The sequence below is a fragment of the Nisaea sediminum genome (assembly GCF_014904705.1).
Lineage (GTDB): Bacteria > Pseudomonadota > Alphaproteobacteria > Thalassobaculales > Thalassobaculaceae > Nisaea > Nisaea sediminum.
This window is the reverse complement of the sequence record NZ_JACZCQ010000006.1, coordinates 865,756-887,250: the sequence shown is the minus strand read 5'-3', so window position 1 is coordinate 887,250 and position 21,495 is coordinate 865,756. Positions and strand designations below refer to the sequence as shown.

Genomic DNA, 21,495 nt, shown 5'->3' with positions numbered 1-21,495 from the left:
AAACGAAGCCATTTCAATTAATTACAAGAAGAGCCAATCCTACATTGTCCCCTGCTCGAGTGCCTTTCGGGATCGCGTAACTGCACTTGCGGATTCACAGGGCGCCAGCGTCGCCGATCTGGCGCGCGCCGTCCTCATGCTGATCCCGAATGAGACCGTCATGTCGACGGAAGACCCCGGAGAACCGGCGCCGGACGATCGAGAAGTGGTGAAATTGCAGTCCGGCCCCTCGAAAGGCCGCACCCTGCGCCGAAAACCGCGTTTGCAGCTGCGTCTGCCCATCGGCTACGACATTGCCCGCCTGCGCCGCGCCCTCGCGCTTTCGCTGAAGATGGCGGAGGGCGAACGGCAGCTTGCCGTTGAAAGCACCGAGGACCGTCAGAGGCGCCAGAACGACGGTGCGACGCGGGCCCGCCTCGAGGAAGATATCGAGCAATTGCAACGGATTATCGGGGATCTCGCGTTCGAACCCCTGCGCAACGGGATCACCAGCCGGAGTGAGGCGCTGCATGTCATGGGCTTCGCCCCGACCGCGGTTCCGGACCAGAAGGCGATCCGCGGACGCTACCGCCGGCTCGCCCTCGTTTTCCATCCGGACTCCCCCTTCGGCGACCATCAGCGCATGAGCCAGCTCAACGAGGCGCTGGAGAAGCTCACCCGCGCTTGACGGCGCGGGACGGCGGCAATAGGGTCTCGCTCATGAACAGCCAACCTCTCCGGCGTCTGGCCGGTCGAATTATCGGGCGAATTAGCAACCCGGTCCTCTGATTAGGGCCGGGCCAGTGCTGTTTTCCCTTATTCGACCCCCTCGACCGGAGTGGTTTTGTCATGCAAGACGTTGCTGTATCCCCTTCTTTTCACACTGCTTTTTCCGAGCCAGAGAGCGAAGCGGACGTGACCGCCTGCTTTTCCGTGCAGGCCCGCGCCGAACCGTCTGTGATGCCCCGCGTGCTCGAGACCTTCGCCAAGCTCGGCCTGATCCCGACGCGCTGGCACAGCGATCTCGGCGGCCGGCGGCGCGACGAGCTCACCATCGACCTGCAGGTCCAGGGCCTGACCGATGCGCAGCGCGACCATGCCGCCGCCGTGATGCGGAGCATGGTCTCCGTCACCTCGGTGCTGGTCTCGGAAAAGCGTTTCTCCTGAGGCCGGAATCAAGAAAGCGGCCCGGAGCATGAGCGGATACCTTCACCATCTCCGGGTCTGCAACACGCACGATCCTGCCGACTACCAATCCTGGTCGATTGGCGGGGCCGAGGTCGGGCTGGTCCCGCATGCCATCGCGGATAAACTCCCGGAGTGCGGTTTTTCCCGGTCCGGGAATGGCCTCGCGCTCCCCCCGGGCTCCTTCGAGGAGCTCAGCGAAAAACTCGCCGAGGCGTCCGAGGTGCTCCGTGATACCGGGCTGGCCGCGAAAGCGCGCGGTGAGTTCTATCCGGTTCTCACCCGCCCCGACGCGGAACCGCTCGCCATTATCGACCGGGGCGCGGCCACCGAATTCGGCATCGTAAACAAGGGCTTCCACCTGAACGGCATTGTTCGCCGGGTCGACGGAACCTTCATGTGGATCGCCCGGCGCGCCAAGGACAAGTCCACCTTTCCCGGCAAGCTCGACAACATGGTCGCCGGCGGACAGCCGGCGGGCATCTCCGCTTTCGACAATCTGCTGAAGGAATGCGCCGAGGAGGCGGGCATACCGGCGGAGATCGCCGCGACGGCCCGGCCGACCGGCATCGTGAGCTACCGAATGGCCTCATCGGCAGGTCTCAGGCGCCACGTTATGTATATCTATGATCTGGAACTCGATCCGGATTTCGTGCCGCAGGCGGTCGACGGAGAGGTCGAGAGCTTCGAACTGCTTCCGATCGGCGAGGTGATGCGGATCGTCGAGACCGAGCCTGACGCCTTCAAGTACAACTGCAACCTCGCGATCATCGACTTCCTGATCCGGCACGGCTTCATCGCGCCGGATCATCCGGATTATTTCGAGCTCGCGAGCGGATTGCGACGACCGGTCGACTGAAATACAAATCCGTTCAGACGGAGCGGGTAACACCTCCGTCGATCCTCAGATTCTGACCGGTCATGTAACCGCCCTCGTCCGACGCAAGCCAGGAAATGAGCGAGGAAACTTCCTCCGCGCGCCCATAGCGGCCGAGCGGAATGCGCGCCTTGCGGTCTTCCTTCTCCGGCAGACTGTCGATGAAGCCGGGCAGGACATTGTTCATGCGGATATTGTCGACCGCATACTTGTCCGCGAAGAGCTTGGTGAAGGCGGCAAGCCCTGCCCGGAACACGCCCGAAGTCGGAAAGAGAGGGTCCGGCTCGAAGACGGCGAAGGTGGAGATATTGACGATCGCCCCGCCGCCCTGCTTCTGCATTAACGGCGTAACGAGACGCGTCGGACGGACGACATTGAGGAGATAGACCTCCATCCCATCGTGCCAGTCCTCGTCGCTCAGCTCGAGAACCGGGCCCTTCGGGCCGTGACCGGCAGAATTCACCAGAACGTCGACCCGTCCCCAGCGCTCGACCGCACCATCGACCAGCCGCTTCAGATCCTCAATCGACTGGTTCGAGCCGGTGACACCGAAACCGCCGAGCTCTGTCCCCAACGCCTCGCCTTTGCCGGAAGAAGAGAGAATCCCGACCCTGAAGCCGTCCACCGCAAGCCGTTTCGCCGCATCGGCGCCCATGCCGCTGCCGCCAGCCGTCACCAATGCAACCTTCTTGTCCGTCATATTCATTCTCCTTTGACCTGAAATCGATCAATTGAATCATCAATTGATGCACATCGGAAGCTAATGCGCTGTTTCAAGCTTGGGCGGCCCTAGGAATGACAATCGTTCCCGCGCAGCACACATGCCGTGCACAGGAATCGCTCAGATCGGTTTATCCGGCCGCACCCCGGGACGGTTCGCCGGATGCGCCGGCGGCCCGGCCGGGGCTGCGGGCATGGCGAGCGTGCCGTCCAGCATTCTCTCGACCAGCGACAGCAGATGCATCAGGCGCCGGTCCGGCATGCCCAGTTCGGCGAGATGGCCGACCGTATTGGCGAGATAATCGCGGCCCGGTCCCGCGGTACCGTGCCCCTGGATGATCAGCGCCGCGCGCTCCTCCGGCGTCAGTCCGGCGGCATATTGCGCATGGCCGCGGTCGACGACATAGGCCTGCGCGCCAACACGGCGTCCGGTCTCCCAGGCGTTCACGGGCAACACACGCGGCGCGTAGACGCCGGTGATCATTTCCCGTTCATGCAGATAGGTGAGCACCCGCTCCCGCTTGCTTTCCGCCACGCGGTAGGCGATACCGCGGCAGGAACCGCCGCGATCCAGCCCGAGCACCAGCCCTGGGCGTTCCGGAGTCCCGCGATAACGATGCGACCAGACGCAGAAATCGCGATGATAGCCCTGCAGGCGCGCCGGCACCCGTTCGAGATACTCGAATCCCGGCCGCCACATAAGCGAGCCGTAACCGAAGACCCATAGATCGCCACAATCGGAGTTCATATCTTGGCGGACTTCACGGAAAGCAAGAACTGACATGATCTCCGAGATAATCCCCTCCCCGCCGCCGCACAAGCGCCAGAGGCGCATCGGTACCGTTCTGTCCTTCATCGTCGCACTCGCGGTGCTGACCTATGTCGGGAACTGGTTCGCCGCCGCCTTCTGGCTGGAGGGCAAGATCGAGGACTGGGCGGCGGAAGAGCGCGCGCGCGGCAATGAGGTCGCCTATGGCGAGCTGCGCTTCGAAGGCTTTCCCTTCGAGATGTCCGTGCTGGCCACCGATGTGTCCTACGCGCGGCGGCGCGGCCAGATCGAGGAAACCGTGGAGCTCGGCAAGCTGAGAGCGGTCGCCAAGCCCTGGGCACCGCTCGATTATACCTTCACGGCGGAAACACCGGTCACCGCACGTCAGCGCAATATCGACACCGACACCGTCGTCACCCTCGGAGCCGCCCCGCGCACGCAACTGGAAACGAGATTCTACGGCTCCGGCGTGCTTGAGCATGCGCGCCTGACCGTGCTCGGCGGGCTGCTGACCTCGGAGCGCATGGGCGACGGGCGCGGCCCGCGCGAGGCCGCCCGCTTCGTCGCGGCCTCGCTGACGGTCGATCAGGCGGAGGAGATCAAGGATCACACCGAAGCCTCCGCCGTCGTCAACCTGACCGCAACGCGGGTCGAAAGCCCGGCCCTCGCCGCGATGGGCACCAAGGCCCAGCATGCGGCGCTCGCCATGGAAGCGACGCTGCGCGGCGTCCTGACCGGCACGGACAGCGAGGATCTCGCGCTCTGGCGGGACAGCGGCGGAACGCTCGAGATCGACCGTTTCACGCTCGCAATGGATCCGGTCGGCCTCCGTCTCAGCGCCACCCTGGCGCTGGACCGGCTGCTGCGCCCGGAAGGCGCCGGAACGCTGGAAGTGAAAGGTTTCGACGAAGCGATCCGGGATCTGGTCGAGGCGGGTCACCTGAAGCAGGACGCGGCCGAAATCGCCAAACTCGTGCTGGGCGCCTTCAGCCGGACAAGCGCCAGCGACGGGACTCGGATCGTCAGCGTCCCGGTCGCCGCACAGGACGGGCGCGTGAGCGCCGGTCCCTTTACGCTATTTCGGCTTCCCGGTTTCTGACGCCGGGTGATCGCCGTTGGCGCCCGGACCCCACGGGTTGGTGCCGGCCTGATGCGCTTCCACGACACTGCGCCGGACGTCCCGCGTGCGGGTGAAGAAGTCGAACAGCTTGTCGCCTTCGCCGTAGCGGATCTGCCGCTGCAGCGCGGTCAGGTCCTCGTTGAAGCGCTGCAGCATCTCCAGCACCGCGTCCTTGTTGGTCAGGAAAATGTCCCGCCACATGGTCGGATCGGAACCGGCGATGCGTGTAAAATCCCGGAAACCACCCGCGGAGAAGCGGATCACATCCTGGCGCTCCTGTTCCTCCACATCGAAGGCGGTGCCGACGATCGTGTAGGCGATCAGGTGCGGCAGATGCGAAGTCAGGGCCAGCACCTTGTCGTGATAGGCCGCGTCCATCACCTCGACAATGGCACCGACGCGGGACCAGAGCTCGACCAGCCTGGAAACCGCTCCCTCGTCCGTGCCCGCCTCGGGCGTCAGCAGCCAGTAGCGGCCCTGGAAGAGCTCCGCGAAACCGGCGTCGGGGCCGGACTTCTCCGTCCCGGCGACCGGATGACCCGGCACGAAATGGACGCCCTCCGGCACCTCCGGCGCGACATCCTTCACCACCGCCATCTTCACAGAGCCGACATCGGTCAGCACCGCTCCTCTGGCGAGATGAGGCGCGATCTCCTTCGCGATCGCTCCGTAGGTCATGACCGGAGAGCAGAGCACGACGCAATCCGCCCCCTCGACCGCTTCGGCAATGCCGTCATGGACGGAATCGGCGATGCCGAGCTCACGCACCCGCGCCCGCACCGCCGGATTCGGATCGAAAACCGCGACATGGGCCGCGCCATTGCCGGTCGTACGCACCGCGCGGACGACGGAGGAGCCGATATTGCCGCAGCCGATAACCGCGAGCCGCCGGAAGACCGGCTTGTCTTTCGGAAAGCCGTCCTTGCTCATGATACGGGCCTTTCCTTGCCGAGGAAGTCCGCTAGCGCGTCCACGACCTCACGCATTTCCTCGCCGGTGCCGATCGACAGGCGCACCGTGTCCGGGACGCCATAGCCTCCCATCTCGCGCACCAGAATGTTCCGTTCCGCGAGGAAGAGACGCGCCGCCTCGGCGGTCTTGCCGTCCGTCTCCGGGAAGCGGAGCAGCAGGAAGTTGGTCACCGTCGGCAGGGCCTCGAGCCCGAGCTCGGCGAATTTCCCGGCCGACCAGGGCAGCCATTTGTTGTTGCTCTCGATCACCGCTTCCTGGAAGGCGAGATCCTCGACCGCCGCGATCCCCGCCGCGATGGCGAGCGAATTCACCCCGAAGGGCTGCTTGATGCTTTCCAGCGTCGCGGCGATATCCTTCGGACCGTAGGCCCAGCCGAGCCGCAGCCCCGCCATGCCGTAGAGCTTCGAGAAGGTGCGGAGCATGACCACGTTATCGTGGTTCTCGACCATCTCGATGCCGCTGTCATAGTCGTTTTTCGTTACGTATTCGCAATAGGCCGCGTCGAGCACGAGCAGGATGTCGTCGCGCAGCCCGGCGCGCAGGCGCTTGACCTCCTCCTGCGGGATGTAGGTCCCGGTCGGATTGTTCGGATTGGCGAGGAAAACCATCCGGGTCCGCTCCGTCACGGCCTTCAGGATGGCATCGACGCTGACCGTGTACTCGTCGTCCGGCGCCACCACCGGCACGCCGCCGGCGATCCGGGTCGCCATCGGGTAAACCAGGAAGCCGTACTGGGTATAGATCGCCTCGTCGCCCGGCTCGAGATAGGCGAGGCAGAGCACCTGGATCAGCTCGTCGGAGCCGCAGCCGAAGACAATCCGCGCCGGATCGATGCCGTTGCGCCGTCCGACCGCCTCGGCGAGACGGCTGGCGGCGACCGCCGGATAGCGGTGCAGGTCCGGGTCGACACTGTGCATGGCCGCGAGGGCCTTCGGGCTCATGCCGAGCGCGCCCTCGTTGGCGGAGAGGCGGATCACCTTTCCGGGTTTCTTGGCGCCGCCATGGTTCGGCGTGTAGCTCACCATCGTCGCGATGGAGGATTTCGGTTTGATCGTGGACATCGGTCTGTCGCTCGTATGAAAACTGGAACGGAAAAGCAGGACCGGCCTTGGGCCGGAAGGATCAACCGGCGTGAACCGGGACCGCGTAAGCGCCGATGCGGTAATAGGGCACCTCGCCTTCGCGGCCGCCCATATGTCGTTCCAGCCCCAGCGGAGCTTCGAGGAAACCGGCCTGCTCGACCAGCTTGAAGCCGCCGGCCTCGTCCACGATCACGCCCTCGACGGCGTGATCCGCGGGCACGGCGAACAGCGTCCGGTCCTCGCCGGAGCCTTCAGGCTCCTGCGCCGCGACGATGAAGGCATCGCCGGTAAAACCGTTCACCCCGTCCTCGGGGCCGGTCTCACAAAAAGGAAGCCGCGCAATGATGCGCGGCGCCGTGCCTTCGGACCTGTCGGAAAGCAGCAGCGGCCACCATCGTGCGACGGTCATCGGAAAGCCCGGAAGCACGCCGAGCGTCGCCGCGCCGGACGCCACCGCATCCAGCACCTGCTGTGCATCGCTCATGCATTCGATAGAGGCGGAAATGCCGCAATGATCGCGCGCCAGATCGTAGACCTTCTCCGCGCCCTCGGCCATGAAGACCGCGGCGTGGACATGGGTCTGCATATTCAGGTTCGCGCTCAGGATCTCGCGCCAGAAACGGATCAGGGTCGGGACGTTGAGATAGGATTCGTTGCGCGCGACCAGCCGGCGGATGATCTGCGCTTCCCGTCCCGGACGGAAATAGGGTCCGCGATTGCCCCCCTTGGCCTCGGCCACCCGTTTGCCGATCTCGACGCGGCGCATCAGTAGATCGTGCAGGGCCTCGTCGATCCCGTCGATCTCGCGCCTCAGGTCATCGAGCGTGCTCACCGGATATGCCTTCCCATCGAAGCATCGGCCGGACCCGAAGCGCCCGGCGAGAGAAACCCTGCGCCGCACTGTTCCCGATTGCGGCGCGGCGGACAGCAATAGCGGCGGCAGACCGCGAATTCAAGCAAGCTGATCACCGGCGGGCGGAAATCGGCCAAGATGCGGAATGGCTAGCCTCTCATCTCGAGCAGCGCCGGAGCCGGGTCAGGGCCCTCGTCGCCGCGCCGGAAACCGTATTCAACGCCGGGCCCGAGGGGAAAACTGACTTCGCGCCGGAAGCTCATGCCGAGGCGCTCCATCAGGCCCCGCGACGCCCGGTTGTCTCCGTCCGCGTCGGCGATCACGAGATCGATCTCAGGATCCTCGAAGGCGGTCAGAAGGGCGGTCCAGGCCATGCGAAACGCGATGCCCCGCCCCCAGAGCGCCGGATGCAGGAGCCATGTCAACGTGCGACTGCGCGGAATCTCGCCGTCGGCGAGATCCACCGCTCCCGCGAGCGGGAAGTCCGGATGACGCAGCAGCCAAAACCCGAATCCGGGACGGCTTGCGCCGGCCAGCGCCATTTCGATCCGCTCCGAGAGGTAGCTCCAGTCAGGTGGCGCCCCATCGAAGAGATAGCGATAGATCTGCGGTTGAGTGCAAAGCTTGTAGAGGTCGGTGAAGTCCGCCCGCGCGACATGTTCCAGATACATGCCGATCCTAGACGACCAGCCCCTCGTGCTCGGCGACGCCGCCCGGCACCAGATCGCAGATCGCGAGGTGGCGCTCCTTCACCAGCGGCGTCGAGTATTCCCGGAAATCGGCCATGAAGCCGGCGCTCTTGTGTTCCTCGAACGCATCCAGATCGTCGTAGGTCTCCCAGAGATGGAAGCTGCCCGGTTTTTCCTGGTCGCGGGCGACGAGGAAGCCCTTGCAGCCCGGCTGGGTCAGGCTGTTGGCGGCATGCTTGCGCAGCCGGGTCTCGAACGCGTCTGCATCCGCTTCGGCGACGATCAGGTTCACGGCGATCACGATCATTTTTTTGTCCTCCCTAGATGTCCGAACGCCACGCTGCGGCGGCTTCCAGCCGCGTTGAGCGCCGGGGCACGACGGCCCGGCAGCGGCAGAAGCTGGCGTATGCGCACCGCCCGTCCTTTCGGACGGGCATAGATCTGCTTCGTTGCCTCGATCAATACCACACCGGAAAAGCGGTTGAACCAGCGTTCGCCGAGTTTTTCCACGGCCGGCGCGGAGCGCAGCAGCAGAGGTGAGTTCGAGGGCGGCATGTAGAGCGCGTGCGCGGTGAGCGACGGCGCGAACATGTTGTCCTTCAGGAGGCGGGAAAGCTGGGACGGCGAATAGGGATGGCCGTGCCCGAACGGCGTGCGGTCGAGCCGGGCCCAGATACCCCGCCGGTTCGGCACCACGACAAGGACCTTGCCGTTGCCGGCGAGCACACGCCAGACCTCCTGCAGCATGGCGCGGAGCTGCTCGGTGCATTCCACCGCGTGAACCAGAAGCACCCTGTCGACGGACACGTCCTGCAGCGGCAGTTCGGCCTCGTCGGCAAGGCAGACCAGGCCCTTGCCGTCGCGCGGCCAGTGCAGCACGCCCTGCTGCGACGGCATGATGGCGATCACCCGCTCGGCCTCGTCCCGGAACGGACGCAGGAACGGCGTCGCGTAGCCGAGACCGAGCACGGTTTCGCCCTTCGTGTTGGGCCAGAGCTCGCGGATACGGCGGCGAATCATGCGTCGGGCGACCTGGCCCACGCGCGTACCGTAAAAATCCCAGAGATCGACGGCGTCGTTGAACATGTTCCAAGCCGGCAGTTCACTTGTCGCGAAGGGATCATAGTGCGCAGCTTGGCCGCGTCAAAAGGTTGATGCTACGGTCCGCGCTCCTGTCCCCCCGCAGAGGAGAGAAGGTCATGTCCAAGCTGGAAGTCGTGCTGGTCCCCGTCAGGTCCGACAACTACGTCTACCTGCTTCACGATGCGGACAGCGGCGCGACCGCCGTGGTCGACCCGGGCGAGGCCGCTCCGGTGATCGCGGCGCTCGACGCGCGAGGGTGGAAACCGAGCCACATCATCAACACGCACCATCATGGCGACCATACCGAGGGCAACGAGGCGGTGCGCGCGAAATACGGCTGCACGCTCGTCGGCCCGAAGTCCGAGACAGCACGGATCAAGGGGATGGACGTCACGCTGGCCGAGGGCGACAGCTTCGACTTCGCCGGGCACGAGGCGGAGATCTTCGAGACCCCGGGCCACACGCTCGGTCATATCGCCTTCTTCTTCCCGGACTCCGATATCCTGCTCTCGGGCGACACGCTGTTCGTGCTCGGTTGCGGGCGGGTCTTCGAGGGCACGATGGAGCAGATGTGGACCTCGCTGAAGAAGCTGCGCGCCCTGCCGCCCTCGACGAAAATCTATTGCGGCCACGAATATACCCAGTCGAACGCCCGTTTCGCGATTTCGGTCGACGGCGGGAACGCCAAACTACAGGCCCAGGTCTCCGAGATCGACCGGCTGCGCGCCGACGGCAAACCGACGGTACCGTCCACCATCGGCGAGGAGCTTGAGACCAATCCGTTCCTCCGCGCAGACAAACCCGACCTCGCCGCCTCCATCGGCATGGCGGGCGCCGACCCGGTCGCCGTCTTCACCGAAGTGCGCAAGCGCAAGGACAATTTCTGAAATACCGACTCGAGAATCCCGGTTCCCCGAACCGGATCATGCAAGGGAGCGAAATCGCATGAAACTCATCTACTCGCCGGCCTCTCCTTATGTCCGTAAGGTTCTTGTCACGCTGAAAGAGCTCGGGCTCGAGGACAAGGTTGAGTTCGTCAAGGTCACGACCTCCGTGGTCGACCAGAGCGACGTCCTGGCGGCCGCCAACCCGCTGACCCGGATCCCGACCCTGGTGATGGACAACGGCAAGCCGCTCTACGACTCCCGCGTCATCACCCAGTATCTCGTCTCTCTCGTCCCGTCCTGCGGTTATTATCCGGCGAGCGGCGAAGCGCGCTGGGACGTGCTGCGGCTCGAGGCGACGGCCGAGGGCATGATGGATTCCGCCGTCAACGCCCGCTACGAACGCGGCCTGCGCCCGGCGGAGAAGCAGTGGGACGACTGGGTCGACGGCCAGATGAAGAAGGTCCACGGCGCGCTGAAGGCGCTGGACGGCGAAGCCGCCTCCTTCGGCGACGGCATCAATGCCGGGATCATCGCCGCCGCCTGCGCCTGCGGCTATCTCGACTTCCGCTATGGCGACATGGGCTGGCGCAACACCTATCCGGCGCTCGCCGCCTGGTACGCGATGTTCTCCGAGCGCAAATCCATGCAGGAAACCCAGCCGCCGGCCTGATCCCGATGAGCTCCGCCGACTGGAAAGCCATCGTCGAGAATCTCGGGATGCAACCGCATCCCGAGGGCGGCTACTATGCCGAAACCTATCGCCACAGCCCCGCGGACGGCGGCCGCGGGACCGTGACACAGATCTACTACCTGCTGCCCGTCGGCGAGTTTTCCGCCTGGCACCGGGTCAATGACGCGACGGAGATCTGGCATCACTATGCCGGCGCGCCGCTCGCGCTGACGCTCTCGCCCAACGGTCACGACGCCGAGGCGCATCGACTCGGCCCGGACGTTCTCGCGGGCGAGAAACCGCATGTCGTGGTTCCGGAAGGCTGGTGGCAAACGGCCGAAAGCCTCGGGGAATGGACGCTGGTCGGCTGCACCGTGGCCCCGGCCTTCGAGTTTTCCGGCTTCGAAATGGCCCCGCCGGACTGGCGCCCGACCCCGCGGAAACCGGGCTAAACCTTTTCCACCACACCCATTTTCAGGAGCCAGGCGAGCGCCCGGAAGGTCCGTGCCGCCTCCGCGATCTGTTTTTCCGACAGCTCCTGCTCCATGACCATCGGACCCTGCTGCCGCATCGCGGCGACCAGAGCGCGCCCATCGTCGAGACTGCGCCGGTCCATCGCCGCGATCGGGGAAGCCGCCAGCAGGTCGAGCAGCTTTTCCGCGTCCTCCGCCGGCCTGACGCCGAAGGGCGGCTTGATCGTTTCGCTGGCGAAACCGGCGAAGGTGGCGAAGGGATCTGCCATCTGCGGAACGTCGCGGCCCTCCTCCCCGGCATGGAACGCCCGGCGCTCGGCCAATTCCTGCCAGAGCGCGTCATAGGCCTTCACGATCACCCGCCAGTCATAGGTGTCGCGGGCACGCTTCGCGGCCGCCTCGCCCATCTCCCGGGCTTTGCCGGGAGCCTCCGCGAGCGCCGCCAGCGCCGCGACGGTCTTCGGAATATCGACCGCCACATGCTGGGCGATCAGCCCCATATGGACGTCGTAATCGTGTTCTCCCGATCCATGGCGCCAGGCATATTCGTAGCCGGCACCCGGCGGCGGCATCAGAGCCGGCACGCACATGCCGGTTTCGCCGTCGACGACAGTGTCGCGATAGCCGTCCCAGTCGCTGACCACTGCCGGCAGACCCGCCGCCATCGCCTCGACCGGCGTGATCCCGAAACTCTCCTGCGCATTGTCCACGAGCGAAATGAAGGCGTCCGCCGCCGAAAGCACCGCCGCCTTCACTTCCTCGTCGCGGGCGTCGGCCTTCACGACGGAGATTTCGGGCGCGAATGCCTTAACCGCCGCGTCGAACGCCGTCTCGGTCTCGGCATTGTAATACCAGCCGGCCTCGATCAGCGTCACCGCACGGCCGGTCCGGCGCGCCAGCAGGCTGAGCGCCCGGTAGAGCGGGATCGGATGCGCCTTGGTGTGATAGCTGAGACGCCCGAGATAGAGCACGACGAAACCGTCCTCGGCGATCCCCTGCGCGTTCCGGAAGGCGAGACCCGGTGCCTCGCCGATGCCCGCGAGCGCGGCCGTGTCGACGCCGAGCGGGATCACCGGAAGCTGCGGCTGAAAACGCGGCTTTCCGCCGGTGACCGGCCCGAGGGCCTCGATATATTCCGTCGCAAGAGACTGAACCAGCGTCTTGATTGCTTCCGAGGTACAGATCAGCGCGTCCCAGGAGGCCATCGGTGCGACCACCATCTCGCGTACCGCATCCTGCGCCCGGACCGAGGCCATGGCGTGGGTCACGCCCGAGAGACTGTAGCGTCCGCGCCCGAGGAGCTGGCGGTGCCAAGCCCGTTTCGCCAGCGCCGGCCCCGGCATGAAGAGGCCTCCGGCTTCCATGAGCGCGCGCGGCTGGGCGGCGGAGAGGTGGCGCAGCGTCCGGCCGGACGGGAAGGACGCCCGGAACTGTTCGAAATCGGCGGGCAGGGCATGGATTGGCACCTCGCCCGGCGCACCGTGCTCCAGATAGGCTTTCACGAACCCGGCATTGGCGACCTGGCGGCCGACCAGCCGGGAGGTGTCACCGGGCTCCGGAGCGAAATGGAGGGCTGTGCGTGCGTTCATGTCGGGTCCTCCGCGATCGTCACCGGGACGGGCTTCGGTTTGAAGATCATGTCTTTCGAGGCGAGCACGGCACCGCCGACGATGAGAAGACAGGCCGCCGCCACCACGAAGGTGAAGGGTGCCAGTCCGACCAGGATTAGCAGCAGCGTCGAGAGCAGCGGCGCGGCGTAGGAGGATGCGCCGAGCGCCTGGATATCGCCGCGCTTCACGCCGTAGTCCCAAGTGAAGAAGGCCCCGCCGACCGGACCGAGGCCAAGCAGCAGCACCGATGCCCATTCAAGCGCGCCCTCGGGCCAGACCGTCTGCTCGAAAGCGAGATGGCAGAGCGCGCCCAGCACAGCCGCCACGGCGCAGAAACCGCCGACCGCCTCGGTCGGTACGGCGCCGAAACGGCGCGAGAGCACCGAATAGCTCGACCATGTGAGCGCGCAGACGCAGGCCGCGAGGTAGCCGAGGGAATAGCGCGGGTCGAGCTCGAGCGTTTCGCCGCGCGTGACCAGCAGGGCCGCCCCGCCGAGCCCGAGCACGGCGCCGGCGATATGGAACCATCGCAGCCGCTCGCCCGGCAGCAGCGCCGAGAAGAGAACGATCAGCAGCGGCCAGAGATAGGCGATCAGACCCGCCTCGACCGCCGGCGCGTTCCGGAGCGCGAGGAAGTAGAAGAAATGGTAGCCGAACAGCCCGCCGACCCCGAGCAGCCAGACCAGGGGCGGCTGGCGCATGTAGGAGAGCGGATTCTGTCCCCGCGCCAGCCAGAAGATGCAGGCGATCACAGTCGCGACGGAGAAGCACATGGCGAGCAGCTGGAACGGTGGCACCTTGCCGGAGAGCGCGGTGAAGAGCGCCAGCGTCGCCCACATCAGGACGGCGGAGAAGCCGATCGCGGTCGCTCGTAAACGGGCCTTGCTCTCATCCATCGTCAGACTTCCCGGCGCGCCTTGAGCGCCTGGGTCAGGGTCCCGTCGTCGAGATAGTCGAGCTCGCCGCCGACCGGGACGCCCCGTGCCAGGCGCGTGATCGAAACCCCGCCTCCGGCAAGCCGGTCCGAGATGTAGTGCGCCGTGGTCTGGCCGTCGACGGTCGCGTCCATAGCGAGGATGATCTCCGTCACCTCCGGCGCATGCGCGCGGGTCACAAGGGTCTCGATATTGAGATCCTCCGGCCCCACCCCGTCGAGCGCGGAAAGCAGGCCGCCGAGCACGTGATAGCGGCCGGAGAAGGCGCCTGCCCGTTCCAGCGCCCAGACGTCGCCGACATCCTCGACGACGCAGATGACCGAGCCGTCACGCTTCTCGTCGCGGCAGATATGGCAGGGGTCGGAGGCATCGAGATTGCCGCAGACGGAGCAGTCGGTGACCGCTTCTGCCGCCTGGCCGAGGGCGTCGGCGAGCGGGCGCATCAGCGTCTCGCGCTTGCGCAGGAGATGCAGCACCGCCCGGCGCGCGGAGCGGGGGCCCAGCCCCGGCAACTTCGCCAGGTAATGCATCACGCGGTCGAGTTCATCCATGCCGGAACGCCGTCTGCCGCCGCGGAGATCAGAACGGCAGTTTGAAGCCCGGAGGCAGCGGCAGGCCGCCGGTCAGCTTCTGCATCTCCTCCTGCATCTTCTCGTCCGCCTTCGCCTTGGCGTCGTTGGCGGCCGCGAGGATCAGGTCTTCCAGCACCTCGGTATCGGACGGATCGACGAGAGACGGATCGATCTTGATCGCCTTCATCTCGCCCTTGCCGGTCATCCGGACCGTGACCATGCCCGCGCCGCTGGAGCCTTCGACTTCCAGCTCCTGCAGCTGCGCCTGCATCTCCTGCATGCGGTCCTGCATCTGCTGGACCTGTTTCATCATGTTGCCGAGATTTTTCATCACGTCATGCCTCGTTTGCCTGGCTGTCCTCGTCCGGGTAGGTCGCCGCTTCAGGCGCCGCGTCTTCGGTCTCGCGCACCAGCGGACGGATCGCTTCTATCGTGCTTTCGGGGAAGGCTTCAAGCACCGCGGCCACCACAGGGTGCTCGGCGATCGATTTGCGTTTCGCCGCCTCCGCATTGGCCTTGCGCTCGGCCAGCGTGTGGATCTCCTCATCGCCCGGCGCAGCATCGCTCGCCTCGACGATCCAGTGGATCCCGGTCCATTCCTTCAGCTTCGCGGCGACCTGTCCCGGCAGGCTCTCGGGCGCGCCCGGATCGAGGATCAGCTCAAGATGGCCCGCGCCCGCGGAAACCGGACGGACCGAACGGCTGAGCAGGGCATGCAGCAAGGCTTCGCGCTTTTCCTCGAACAGCGCCACGACGGCTTCGAAACTCTCCGGGATCTGCGGTGCGGCGGGTTCCTCGGGAGGCGGAGGCGCGGGAGGAGGTGCTTCAGGCTCGGCGCGGGGCGCAGGCATCTCTGCGACCGGCTCCGGCCGGGGATCCGCCACCCTGTTTTCCGCGGCCGCCGGCTGGCGGGACGGGGCCGCGTCAGGCTTTCCCGATTTTATCGCCTTCACCAGCTCGCCGGGCGGCGGCAGGTCCGCCGTGTAGGCGAGCCGGATCAGTACCATCTCGAGCGCGGCAAGCGTCGAAGGCGCGTTCTGGACCTCGCCGAGGCCCTTCATCAACATCTGCCAGGTCCGCGCCAGCACCGGCAGGGAGAGCTTGTCGGCGAACGCGACGCCCCGCGTCCGTTCCAGCTCCGAGGCGCCCTCGAGCGCGGATTCGCGCGCCGTCTTCAGCCGGGTGATCAGGTGGGTGAGATCTAGCAGATCCTGCAGCATCACCACCGGGTCGGCGCCGGACGCGTACATCGCGCGCACGTCGGCGAGCGCGTCAGCGGTCTTGCCGCCCATCACCTTCTCGAACAGGTCGAAGATCAGCGCCCGGTCGGCGAGGCCGAGCATCTCCTGCACCTGCGCCGCGGCGATCCGGCCATCAGAAAGTGCCATCGCCTGGTCGAGGATCGAGAGACCGTCACGGGCCGAACCGTCGGCGGCGCGGGAGATCAGCGCAAGCGCTTCCTCGTCCGCCTCGACCCCTTCCTTGCCGCAGATCGTGCCGAACAGCTCCATCAGCTCGGAAACGTCGAAGCGGCGGAGATCGAAGCGCTGGCAGCGCGACAGCACGGTGATCGGCACCTTGCGGATCTCGGTCGTCGCGAAGATGAACTTCACATGCTCCGGCGGCTCTTCCAGCGTTTTCAGCAACGCGTTGAAGGCGTTGCGCGAGAGCATGTGCACTTCGTCGATGATGTAGACCTTGTAGCGCGCCGAGACCGGCTTGTAGCGCACGCCGTCGATGATCTCGCGGATGTCGTCGACGCCGGTACGGGACGCGGCGTCCATCTCCATCACGTCGACATGGCGGTCCTCGGTGATCGCCCGGCACGGATCGCAGACGCCGCACGGCGTCACAGTCGGCCCGCCGGAGCCGTCCGGACCGATGCAATTGAGTCCCTTGGCGATGATCCGCGCCGTCGTCGTCTTGCCGACTCCGCGCACCCCGGTCAGCACGAAGGCATGCGCCAGGCGGCCGGAGGCGAGCGCGTTCCGGAGCGTGCGCACCAGCGCGTCCTGGCCCTTCAGATCATCCAGGGTCTGCGGGCGGTACTTGCGCGCGAGCACACGATACTCGCCCGGCGCCTGTTGGGTCTGGGGAGGTGTTAGATCATCCATGGTTCGGGATCATAGGGGAGTGACGGGGGACAGGGAAGCAACCCGGCCACTCCCGGCGCCAACAATCGTGCAACCGGCGGAGACGCGCTCCGAAACTCGTTCCGTTCAGACAGTTTCAGACACCCGGTTCGGGCCGTCCGAATGACCGGAGAATCCATTTGCGCACCGAATCGCGGGCCACGCCCGGCTCCTGCCCCTTCGGGCGGACCAGCCAGTAGCTGAAGCTGGCCGGTATTTCGATGTCGAAGGGAGCAATGATCCGCCCGGCTTCGAGCTCCCGGGCCGTCAGCACGGACCGCCCGAGGAAAACGGCCTGGTGACCGAGCACGGCATTGAGCGCTGCCGTGTCGTCGCTGAAGCGGGGTCCCGACGGAACCGCGTCCACCGCGACTCCGGCCGCCGCGAACCAGGCGGGCCATCCCTCGTCGATATCCGGGTGTATGAGAGTCGCCTTCAAGAGATCGGACGGCCGCTCGATGCCGATGCGCTCCGCATAATCCGGCGTGCAGACCGGCCGGACCGTCTCCGAAGCCAGGAATTCCGCCGTGAGGCCGGACCAGTTTCCCGGACCGTAACGGACTGCGAGATCGATCCCTTCCGCCTCGAACGACACCAGATGGCGCGAGGCGGAGACGCGCAGATCGATCTCCGGATGCGCTTTCGCGAATTCCTCAAGGCGTGGTGCCAGCCAGAGCGCGGCGACCGACGGCAGCATGGAGAGGGTCACGACATTGGAGAGCCCCTCGACCGCGCGGCAGGCCGCCACACCCGCCCGCAGCTCGGCGAAGGCCCGGGCGGCGCGCTCGAACAGCGCCTCCCCGGCGCGCGTGAGCGCGACCTGCGGTCCGGCGCGCGCGAAAAGCGGCACGCCAAGTCGTTTCTCCAGTTCGCCAACCTGCCGGCTGACCGCGCTTTGCGTGATGCCGAGGGCGTCCCCCGCCTGGGTGAAGCTCCCATGGCGCGCCGCGGCCTCAAAGACCTGCAGGCTGCGAACCGGTATGCGATGAAGAATATCATGACTAAATCTCATGATGACTCGCGCTCTTTCTCATTTTTTGGCGTCGTATGCCCTCTCTAGCATGATCCTAATGCAGCTTTGGAGATACTGCCATGGGACATGTCCAATCCGCCGCTTCCGGGATCCGCCGGGGGGCTCCGGACCTTCCACTTCCGGTCTGGATGGCGCTGGTCACGATCGCGCTCGGCCTCGCCAGCGGCATGAGCACTCCCGAGCTCATCGCCAATTTCAATACCGGCTTCGGGCTGGCGCTCGGAGAGTTCGCGCTGATCCTCCTGCCGTCTTTCACCCTCGCCGCGGCGATGGAAGAGCACGCCCTCACCCTGGACGGCCGTCTCGCGGTCATGGCCGCTCCGGTTGCAGGCGCTGGAATGGTCTGTCCTGACACCGCATTCGCGTCCCTCGCTCCGATCGCGGGTCGGCGGAAGCTCGATGTCGCTTTCGGCGCCTATACTGGCTTCAAGCTGCTCTACCCCGCGGGTCCGCTGATCGTCGCCACCGGGCTCGGGGTCGAGAGCGATGCCATCATCCTTGCCGGCATGCTCCTGGCCCTGCCCGTCTGGTTAACCGGACTGGTCTGGCGGAGGTTCCTGGACAGGGACATACCTGGCTCGCCGCCGGAAACCCGGCCGGCCGCCAGAGCCGCCGCGCTCCGCCCGATGCTTCCGTTCGGCCTCCTTGCAATACTGCTGATCCTCGGCGCGCTCCCCGGACTATCCGCCCTGCCCCTCGCCGGTTTCCTCTGCCATCCAAAAGGCGCGCTGCTTGCTGCGGCAATCCTGGCGCTCGTCCTGCTCGAGCCGTCGAACCGCCGGGCGTGTCTCGACCGCGCGGTCCGGCGGACCGGCGCACTGCTGCTCCTGATCGGATGCGCTTCCGCCTTCGGTACGGTGCTGACCCACGTGCTGCCCTTTACCGCCTTTCTCCCCGGAACCACCGGAGCCGTCGGGCTGTTCGGCCTGTTCCTGCTGAGCGCCGCGTTCAAACTGATGCAGGGCTCCAGCATGGCGACATTCGCGGCGATCGCCCCGGTCGCCGCCCCCGCGGTCGTCGAACTCGGCCTGCCGGGCGTGGCAGCGGTCTTCGCGATCTGCCTCGGCTCCTTCATCGCCATTCTTCCCAACGACAGCTTCTACTGGATCGTCCGGACCACGTGCTTCGCGGAAGGGCGGGACCGCAGCATCGCGATCCTGACAGCAGGGTCGGTCCTTCAGGCCGCGGTCGGGTTTCTCTGCCTGCTCGCACTCACATGGAGCGGACTGATATGAACAGCGTCCTCGTTCGCGATGCGCGGACGGAAGACATTCCACGGATCGCGGGGATCTACCGGCCTCATGTTCTGACCGGCACCGCGACCTTCGAGGAGGTGCCTCCGGACGAAGACGAGATGGCGCGACGTCTCGCAGCGGTCCGCGACTCCGGTCACTTCTGGCTCTGCGCCGAACTGGAGGGGATCGTCGTCGGCTATGCCTATGCGACGCAGCACAAGGCGCGCTCGGCCTACCGCTTCACGGCGGAGGACTCGATCTATCTCGCGCCGGAGATGAGGGGAAAAGGCGTCGGAACGCGATTGTTCTCCGAGCTCGTAATGCGCGCCGCCGTAACCGGCTTTCGGGAAATGCTCGCCGTGATCGGTGACAGCGAAAACGCCGGGTCCATCGCCCTGCACCGCAAGCTCGGCTTCCGGCATGTCGGTATCGCACGCGGGATCGGCTGGAAATTCGGGCGCCCGGTAGACGTCGTCTACATGCAGCGCAGCCTCGCCGCGCCGGAGGGAAGGGCGGCGGATTTCAGATCATCCGAATGACGGGGAGTTAGGTGGAAGACTGGGAGCGACCCGAACCGAAACTCGTTACGGCTGCTTCCTTCCGGACCTGACCGGATTGGCGAGGAGCTCGTCCGTCCCAGCCTTCCGGGGGTTCTATATCGGGGGATAGGGGCGGAATGCAAGGGGAGTCTAGTCTTCACCGATCGAGCGGAACGCTCCGTCCGACCAGACAAGAGCCTTGACGCAGCTGCGCAGATTGGTACCGCCACAGGCGGAGCCATGCACCTGCAATAGCAGAACCTGCATGTTGCCGAAGCGAATCAGCTCCCAGCCCTTGGACATCTCCTCTCTGACCTTGTGGCCGACAACAAGAAAGATGCGGCATCCGCCGGTACCGCCGCAGAAAAGGGTGTGTGAGGAGGAGCAGGAAAGCTCCCAGCCGTCGATCAGCGCATCCGGAATATCGTCGCCGGTTAGATCGAGGTGCTGGATGGCGTTGGTTCCGACCGTCAGAATACCACCGTCGATGGCGGCGCATTCCGCCGTTGCCGACTTGATCACCTCGTCGACGCCGCCCGCCGCAAGAGCGGGACGGAGGGAGAGGGCGGCAATTCCAGCCGCCAGGAACAGACAGATCCGAAGCAACGGAGCCTCCCAGTCAATTTCCGGCGCCCCGATCCTGCTCTCTTTTCACGGCAGAACCGGGGCGGCGAAGGAGATCAGCCCCCGGTCGGCTTCAGTTTCTCACCGTTTCGCTCTTCCCAGTACTGGATTGCGGCGGAATGGTCGCTGCCCGGATGGGCCTCGTTGAACTCCTTCCAGATGCCGGTCAGAAGCTTCAGGATCGGCATGTCCTGGCCCTGCGCCTCCGCAAGGCCGGCGGCGATGCCGACATCCTTGGTCATCAGCGCGGTGGCGAAGCCGGCGTCGAACTTGCGGGTCAGCACCGAGGGCTTGAACTTGGTCTCGGTATTGTTGCTGCGCCCGGTCGAGACGTTGATGACGTCGATCATCACGCTCGGATCGAGGCCAAACTTGGCGCCGACGAGGATCGCCTCGTTGGTGGCGCTGAGCGCGATCGCCGAGAGATAGTTGTTCAGGCACTTCATTGCGTGGCCGGAGCCGAGCGGGCCGGTGCGGATCACGACCCGGCTCATCGGGCCCATGATCGCCTCCGCCGCATCGAGCGCCGCCGCGTCTCCGCCACCGAGCATGATCGCGAGCGAGCCTTCCTCGGCCCGCCAGGTGCCGCCGGAGACCGGCGCATCGCAGAGCGCGATGCCTTTTTCCTTCAGCGCGGCGCCGAGCTCCACCGTGCCGGTCGGCTCCGACGAGCTCATGTCGATGGCGACCGCGCCGGCCTTCATGCCCTTCGAGGCATTGTCCGCCCCGTCGAGCAGCGCCATGCGGGCGGCCTTGCCGTCCGGCACCATGGTGACGACGATGTCGGAGGCCGCGCCGAGCGCCTCCAGGCTCGGCGCCACCTCGCCGCCGATTTCACCCGCGAATCGTTGGGAAATCTCGGGTCTGAGATCAAACACGCGCACATCGTAGCCGGCCTGGACCATGTGGCGGGCCATCGGCCAGCCCATCATGCCGAGGCCGATCCAGCCGATCACCGGTTTGGCATCGCTCATGGCTCAGACCCCCTGTTCCTTGAAGACTTCGCGGGCGACCTTGAATGCCGTCACCGCAGCCGGGAAACCGGCATAGGTCGCGACCTGGATGAAGATCTCCGCCATCTCGTTCTTGGTCACGCCGTTGTTCAGCGCGCCGACCAGATGCAGGCGCAGCTCATGCTCGCGGCCCATCGCGGAGAGCATGGCGAGGTTCAGCATCGAGCGGGTCTTCAGATCCAGGCCCTCGCGGCCCCAGCAGGCGCCCCAGGCATGCGTGGTGACGAATTTCTGCAGGATCATCGAGAACTCGTCCGCATTGTTGAAGCTGTTCTCGACATACTCCTTGCCGAGCACCTTCTTGCGGGTCTCCATGCCCTGTTCGAACATCTGCTCCAGATCCATCGGGGTCCTCCTCCCTTGTCATTCGGAAATTGTATACGACCCTAATGGGCGCCGGACGCTCTGACCATACGGTCGGTCGGAACGACCCGGAACGGGAT

General features: G+C 65.8%; 26 protein-coding genes and 1 other RNA gene. 9 read left to right on the top strand and 18 right to left on the bottom strand.

All coding sequences use genetic code 11. The features are described 5' to 3' along the window. The first annotated feature begins 160 nt into the window (after positions 1 to 160). From IG122_RS16270 to IG122_RS16260, 3 genes are all read left to right on the top strand, one after another. The gene (locus tag IG122_RS16270) at positions 161 to 667 is read left to right on the top strand and encodes a J domain-containing protein (RefSeq protein ID WP_226893599.1); all 507 of its coding nucleotides are present in this window, start codon (positions 161 to 163) and stop codon (positions 665 to 667) included. Positions 668 to 894: 227 nt separating this feature from the next. Further along, positions 895 to 1,146 (top strand): hypothetical protein, encoded by a 252-nt coding sequence (locus IG122_RS16265; RefSeq protein ID WP_193185707.1) that lies wholly within the window; start codon positions 895 to 897, stop codon positions 1,144 to 1,146. 28 nt (positions 1,147 to 1,174) lie between these two features. Continuing rightward, positions 1,175 to 2,023 (top strand): NUDIX hydrolase, encoded by an 849-nt coding sequence (locus IG122_RS16260; protein ID WP_193185704.1) that lies wholly within the window; start codon positions 1,175 to 1,177, stop codon positions 2,021 to 2,023. A 13-nt stretch (positions 2,024 to 2,036) separates the two neighbouring features. Here IG122_RS16260 and IG122_RS16255 read toward each other — a convergent pair whose 3' ends face one another. After that, positions 2,037 to 2,741, bottom strand: a complete 705-nt coding sequence (locus tag IG122_RS16255; protein WP_193185699.1) for an SDR family oxidoreductase — start codon at positions 2,739 to 2,741, stop codon at positions 2,037 to 2,039. 141 nt (positions 2,742 to 2,882) lie between these two features. Beyond that, a complete protein-coding gene (locus tag IG122_RS16250; protein ID WP_193185696.1) occupies positions 2,883 to 3,509 on the bottom strand; it encodes a gamma-glutamylcyclotransferase in 627 nt (208 codons plus the stop codon). Positions 3,510 to 3,543: 34 nt separating this feature from the next. Between IG122_RS16250 and IG122_RS16245 the strand changes: the two genes are divergently transcribed. Continuing rightward, complete coding sequence (locus IG122_RS16245) at positions 3,544 to 4,629, top strand: DUF2125 domain-containing protein (RefSeq protein ID WP_193185693.1); 1,086 nt, start codon at positions 3,544 to 3,546, stop codon at positions 4,627 to 4,629. Here IG122_RS16245 and IG122_RS16240 read toward each other — a convergent pair. The 6 genes from IG122_RS16240 to IG122_RS16215 all read right to left on the bottom strand — a co-directional run bounded on the left by IG122_RS16240 (position 4,606) and on the right by IG122_RS16215 (position 9,332). Continuing rightward, complete coding sequence (locus IG122_RS16240) at positions 4,606 to 5,580, bottom strand: prephenate/arogenate dehydrogenase family protein (RefSeq protein WP_193185690.1); 975 nt, start codon at positions 5,578 to 5,580, stop codon at positions 4,606 to 4,608. The genes IG122_RS16245 and IG122_RS16240 overlap by 24 nt on opposite strands. After that, positions 5,577 to 6,683, bottom strand: a complete 1,107-nt coding sequence (locus tag IG122_RS16235) for a pyridoxal phosphate-dependent aminotransferase (protein ID WP_193185686.1) — start codon at positions 6,681 to 6,683, stop codon at positions 5,577 to 5,579. Before IG122_RS16235 ends, IG122_RS16240 begins: the two co-directional genes overlap by 4 nt. 61 nt (positions 6,684 to 6,744) lie before the next feature. Continuing rightward, positions 6,745 to 7,536, bottom strand: coding sequence for a chorismate mutase (locus IG122_RS16230; protein WP_193185683.1), 792 nt, complete (start codon positions 7,534 to 7,536; stop codon positions 6,745 to 6,747). A gap of 170 nt (positions 7,537 to 7,706) precedes the next feature. Beyond that, a complete protein-coding gene (locus IG122_RS16225) occupies positions 7,707 to 8,228 on the bottom strand; it encodes a GNAT family N-acetyltransferase (RefSeq protein ID WP_193185680.1) in 522 nt (173 codons plus the stop codon). Positions 8,229 to 8,235: 7 nt separating this feature from the next. Beyond that, positions 8,236 to 8,553 carry a putative quinol monooxygenase gene (locus tag IG122_RS16220; protein ID WP_193185677.1) on the bottom strand — a complete coding sequence of 106 codons (318 nt, stop codon included), beginning with the start codon at positions 8,551 to 8,553 and terminating at the stop codon, positions 8,236 to 8,238. Then, positions 8,550 to 9,332, bottom strand: coding sequence for a class I SAM-dependent methyltransferase (locus IG122_RS16215; protein WP_193185674.1), 783 nt, complete (start codon positions 9,330 to 9,332; stop codon positions 8,550 to 8,552). Before IG122_RS16215 ends, IG122_RS16220 begins: the two co-directional genes overlap by 4 nt. A 113-nt stretch (positions 9,333 to 9,445) precedes the next feature. Between IG122_RS16215 and gloB the strand changes: the two genes are divergently transcribed. From gloB to IG122_RS16200, 3 genes are read left to right on the top strand one after another with little or no spacing between them, the layout of a single operon-like run. Then, positions 9,446 to 10,216, top strand: coding sequence for a hydroxyacylglutathione hydrolase (gene gloB / locus IG122_RS16210; RefSeq protein WP_193185670.1), 771 nt, complete (start codon positions 9,446 to 9,448; stop codon positions 10,214 to 10,216). Positions 10,217 to 10,274: 58 nt separating this feature from the next. Next, complete coding sequence (locus tag IG122_RS16205) at positions 10,275 to 10,886, top strand: glutathione S-transferase (RefSeq protein ID WP_193185667.1); 612 nt, start codon at positions 10,275 to 10,277, stop codon at positions 10,884 to 10,886. Between the two features lie 5 nt (positions 10,887 to 10,891). Continuing rightward, the gene (locus IG122_RS16200; protein ID WP_193185663.1) at positions 10,892 to 11,338 is read left to right on the top strand and encodes a cupin domain-containing protein; all 447 of its coding nucleotides are present in this window, start codon (positions 10,892 to 10,894) and stop codon (positions 11,336 to 11,338) included. Here the strand turns inward: IG122_RS16200 and IG122_RS16195 are convergent. The 6 genes from IG122_RS16195 to IG122_RS16170 form a co-directional block, all read right to left on the bottom strand. Then, positions 11,335 to 12,948, bottom strand: coding sequence for a glycosyltransferase family 4 protein (locus IG122_RS16195; RefSeq protein ID WP_193185660.1), 1,614 nt, complete (start codon positions 12,946 to 12,948; stop codon positions 11,335 to 11,337). The two genes, IG122_RS16200 and IG122_RS16195, sit on opposite strands and share 4 nt — an antisense overlap. Beyond that, positions 12,945 to 13,865: an aromatic amino acid exporter YddG gene (yddG, locus tag IG122_RS16190; RefSeq protein WP_193185657.1), complete on the bottom strand. Its 921-nt coding sequence runs from the start codon at positions 13,863 to 13,865 to the stop codon at positions 12,945 to 12,947. The genes IG122_RS16195 and yddG overlap by 4 nt, the downstream gene beginning before the upstream one ends. A gap of 2 nt (positions 13,866 to 13,867) precedes the next feature. After that, the gene (gene recR / locus IG122_RS16185) at positions 13,868 to 14,455 is read right to left on the bottom strand and encodes a recombination mediator RecR (protein WP_193185654.1); all 588 of its coding nucleotides are present in this window, start codon (positions 14,453 to 14,455) and stop codon (positions 13,868 to 13,870) included. Positions 14,456 to 14,483: 28 nt separating this feature from the next. Then, positions 14,484 to 14,807, bottom strand: a complete 324-nt coding sequence (locus IG122_RS16180) for a YbaB/EbfC family nucleoid-associated protein (protein ID WP_193186244.1) — start codon at positions 14,805 to 14,807, stop codon at positions 14,484 to 14,486. 4 nt (positions 14,808 to 14,811) lie between these two features. Then, the gene (locus IG122_RS16175) at positions 14,812 to 16,590 is read right to left on the bottom strand and encodes a DNA polymerase III subunit gamma/tau (RefSeq protein WP_193185649.1); all 1,779 of its coding nucleotides are present in this window, start codon (positions 16,588 to 16,590) and stop codon (positions 14,812 to 14,814) included. A gap of 115 nt (positions 16,591 to 16,705) precedes the next feature. Then, positions 16,706 to 17,620, bottom strand: a complete 915-nt coding sequence (locus IG122_RS16170; RefSeq protein ID WP_193185644.1) for a LysR substrate-binding domain-containing protein — start codon at positions 17,618 to 17,620, stop codon at positions 16,706 to 16,708. 80 nt (positions 17,621 to 17,700) lie between these two features. Between IG122_RS16170 and IG122_RS16165 the strand changes: the two genes are divergently transcribed. Then, on the top strand, positions 17,701 to 18,876 hold the full coding sequence (locus IG122_RS16165) for a GntT/GntP/DsdX family permease (RefSeq protein WP_193185641.1): 1,176 nt from the start codon (positions 17,701 to 17,703) through the stop codon (positions 18,874 to 18,876). Then, positions 18,873 to 19,415 (top strand): GNAT family N-acetyltransferase, encoded by a 543-nt coding sequence (locus IG122_RS16160; RefSeq protein ID WP_193185638.1) that lies wholly within the window; start codon positions 18,873 to 18,875, stop codon positions 19,413 to 19,415. Before IG122_RS16165 ends, IG122_RS16160 begins: the two co-directional genes overlap by 4 nt. Before the next feature lie 10 nt (positions 19,416 to 19,425). Here the strand turns inward: IG122_RS16160 and ffs are convergent. From ffs to IG122_RS16140, 4 genes are all read right to left on the bottom strand, one after another. Then, an RNA gene (ffs, locus tag IG122_RS16155) (signal recognition particle sRNA small type) lies at positions 19,426 to 19,522 on the bottom strand. Positions 19,523 to 19,565: 43 nt separating this feature from the next. Then, positions 19,566 to 20,021, bottom strand: a complete 456-nt coding sequence (locus IG122_RS16150) for a hypothetical protein (RefSeq protein ID WP_193185635.1) — start codon at positions 20,019 to 20,021, stop codon at positions 19,566 to 19,568. A gap of 74 nt (positions 20,022 to 20,095) precedes the next feature. Next, complete coding sequence (locus IG122_RS16145) at positions 20,096 to 21,013, bottom strand: NAD(P)-dependent oxidoreductase (RefSeq protein ID WP_193185632.1); 918 nt, start codon at positions 21,011 to 21,013, stop codon at positions 20,096 to 20,098. 3 nt (positions 21,014 to 21,016) lie between these two features. Continuing rightward, positions 21,017 to 21,397, bottom strand: a complete 381-nt coding sequence (locus tag IG122_RS16140) for a carboxymuconolactone decarboxylase family protein (protein ID WP_193185629.1) — start codon at positions 21,395 to 21,397, stop codon at positions 21,017 to 21,019. Positions 21,398 to 21,495: the final 98 nt, after the last annotated feature.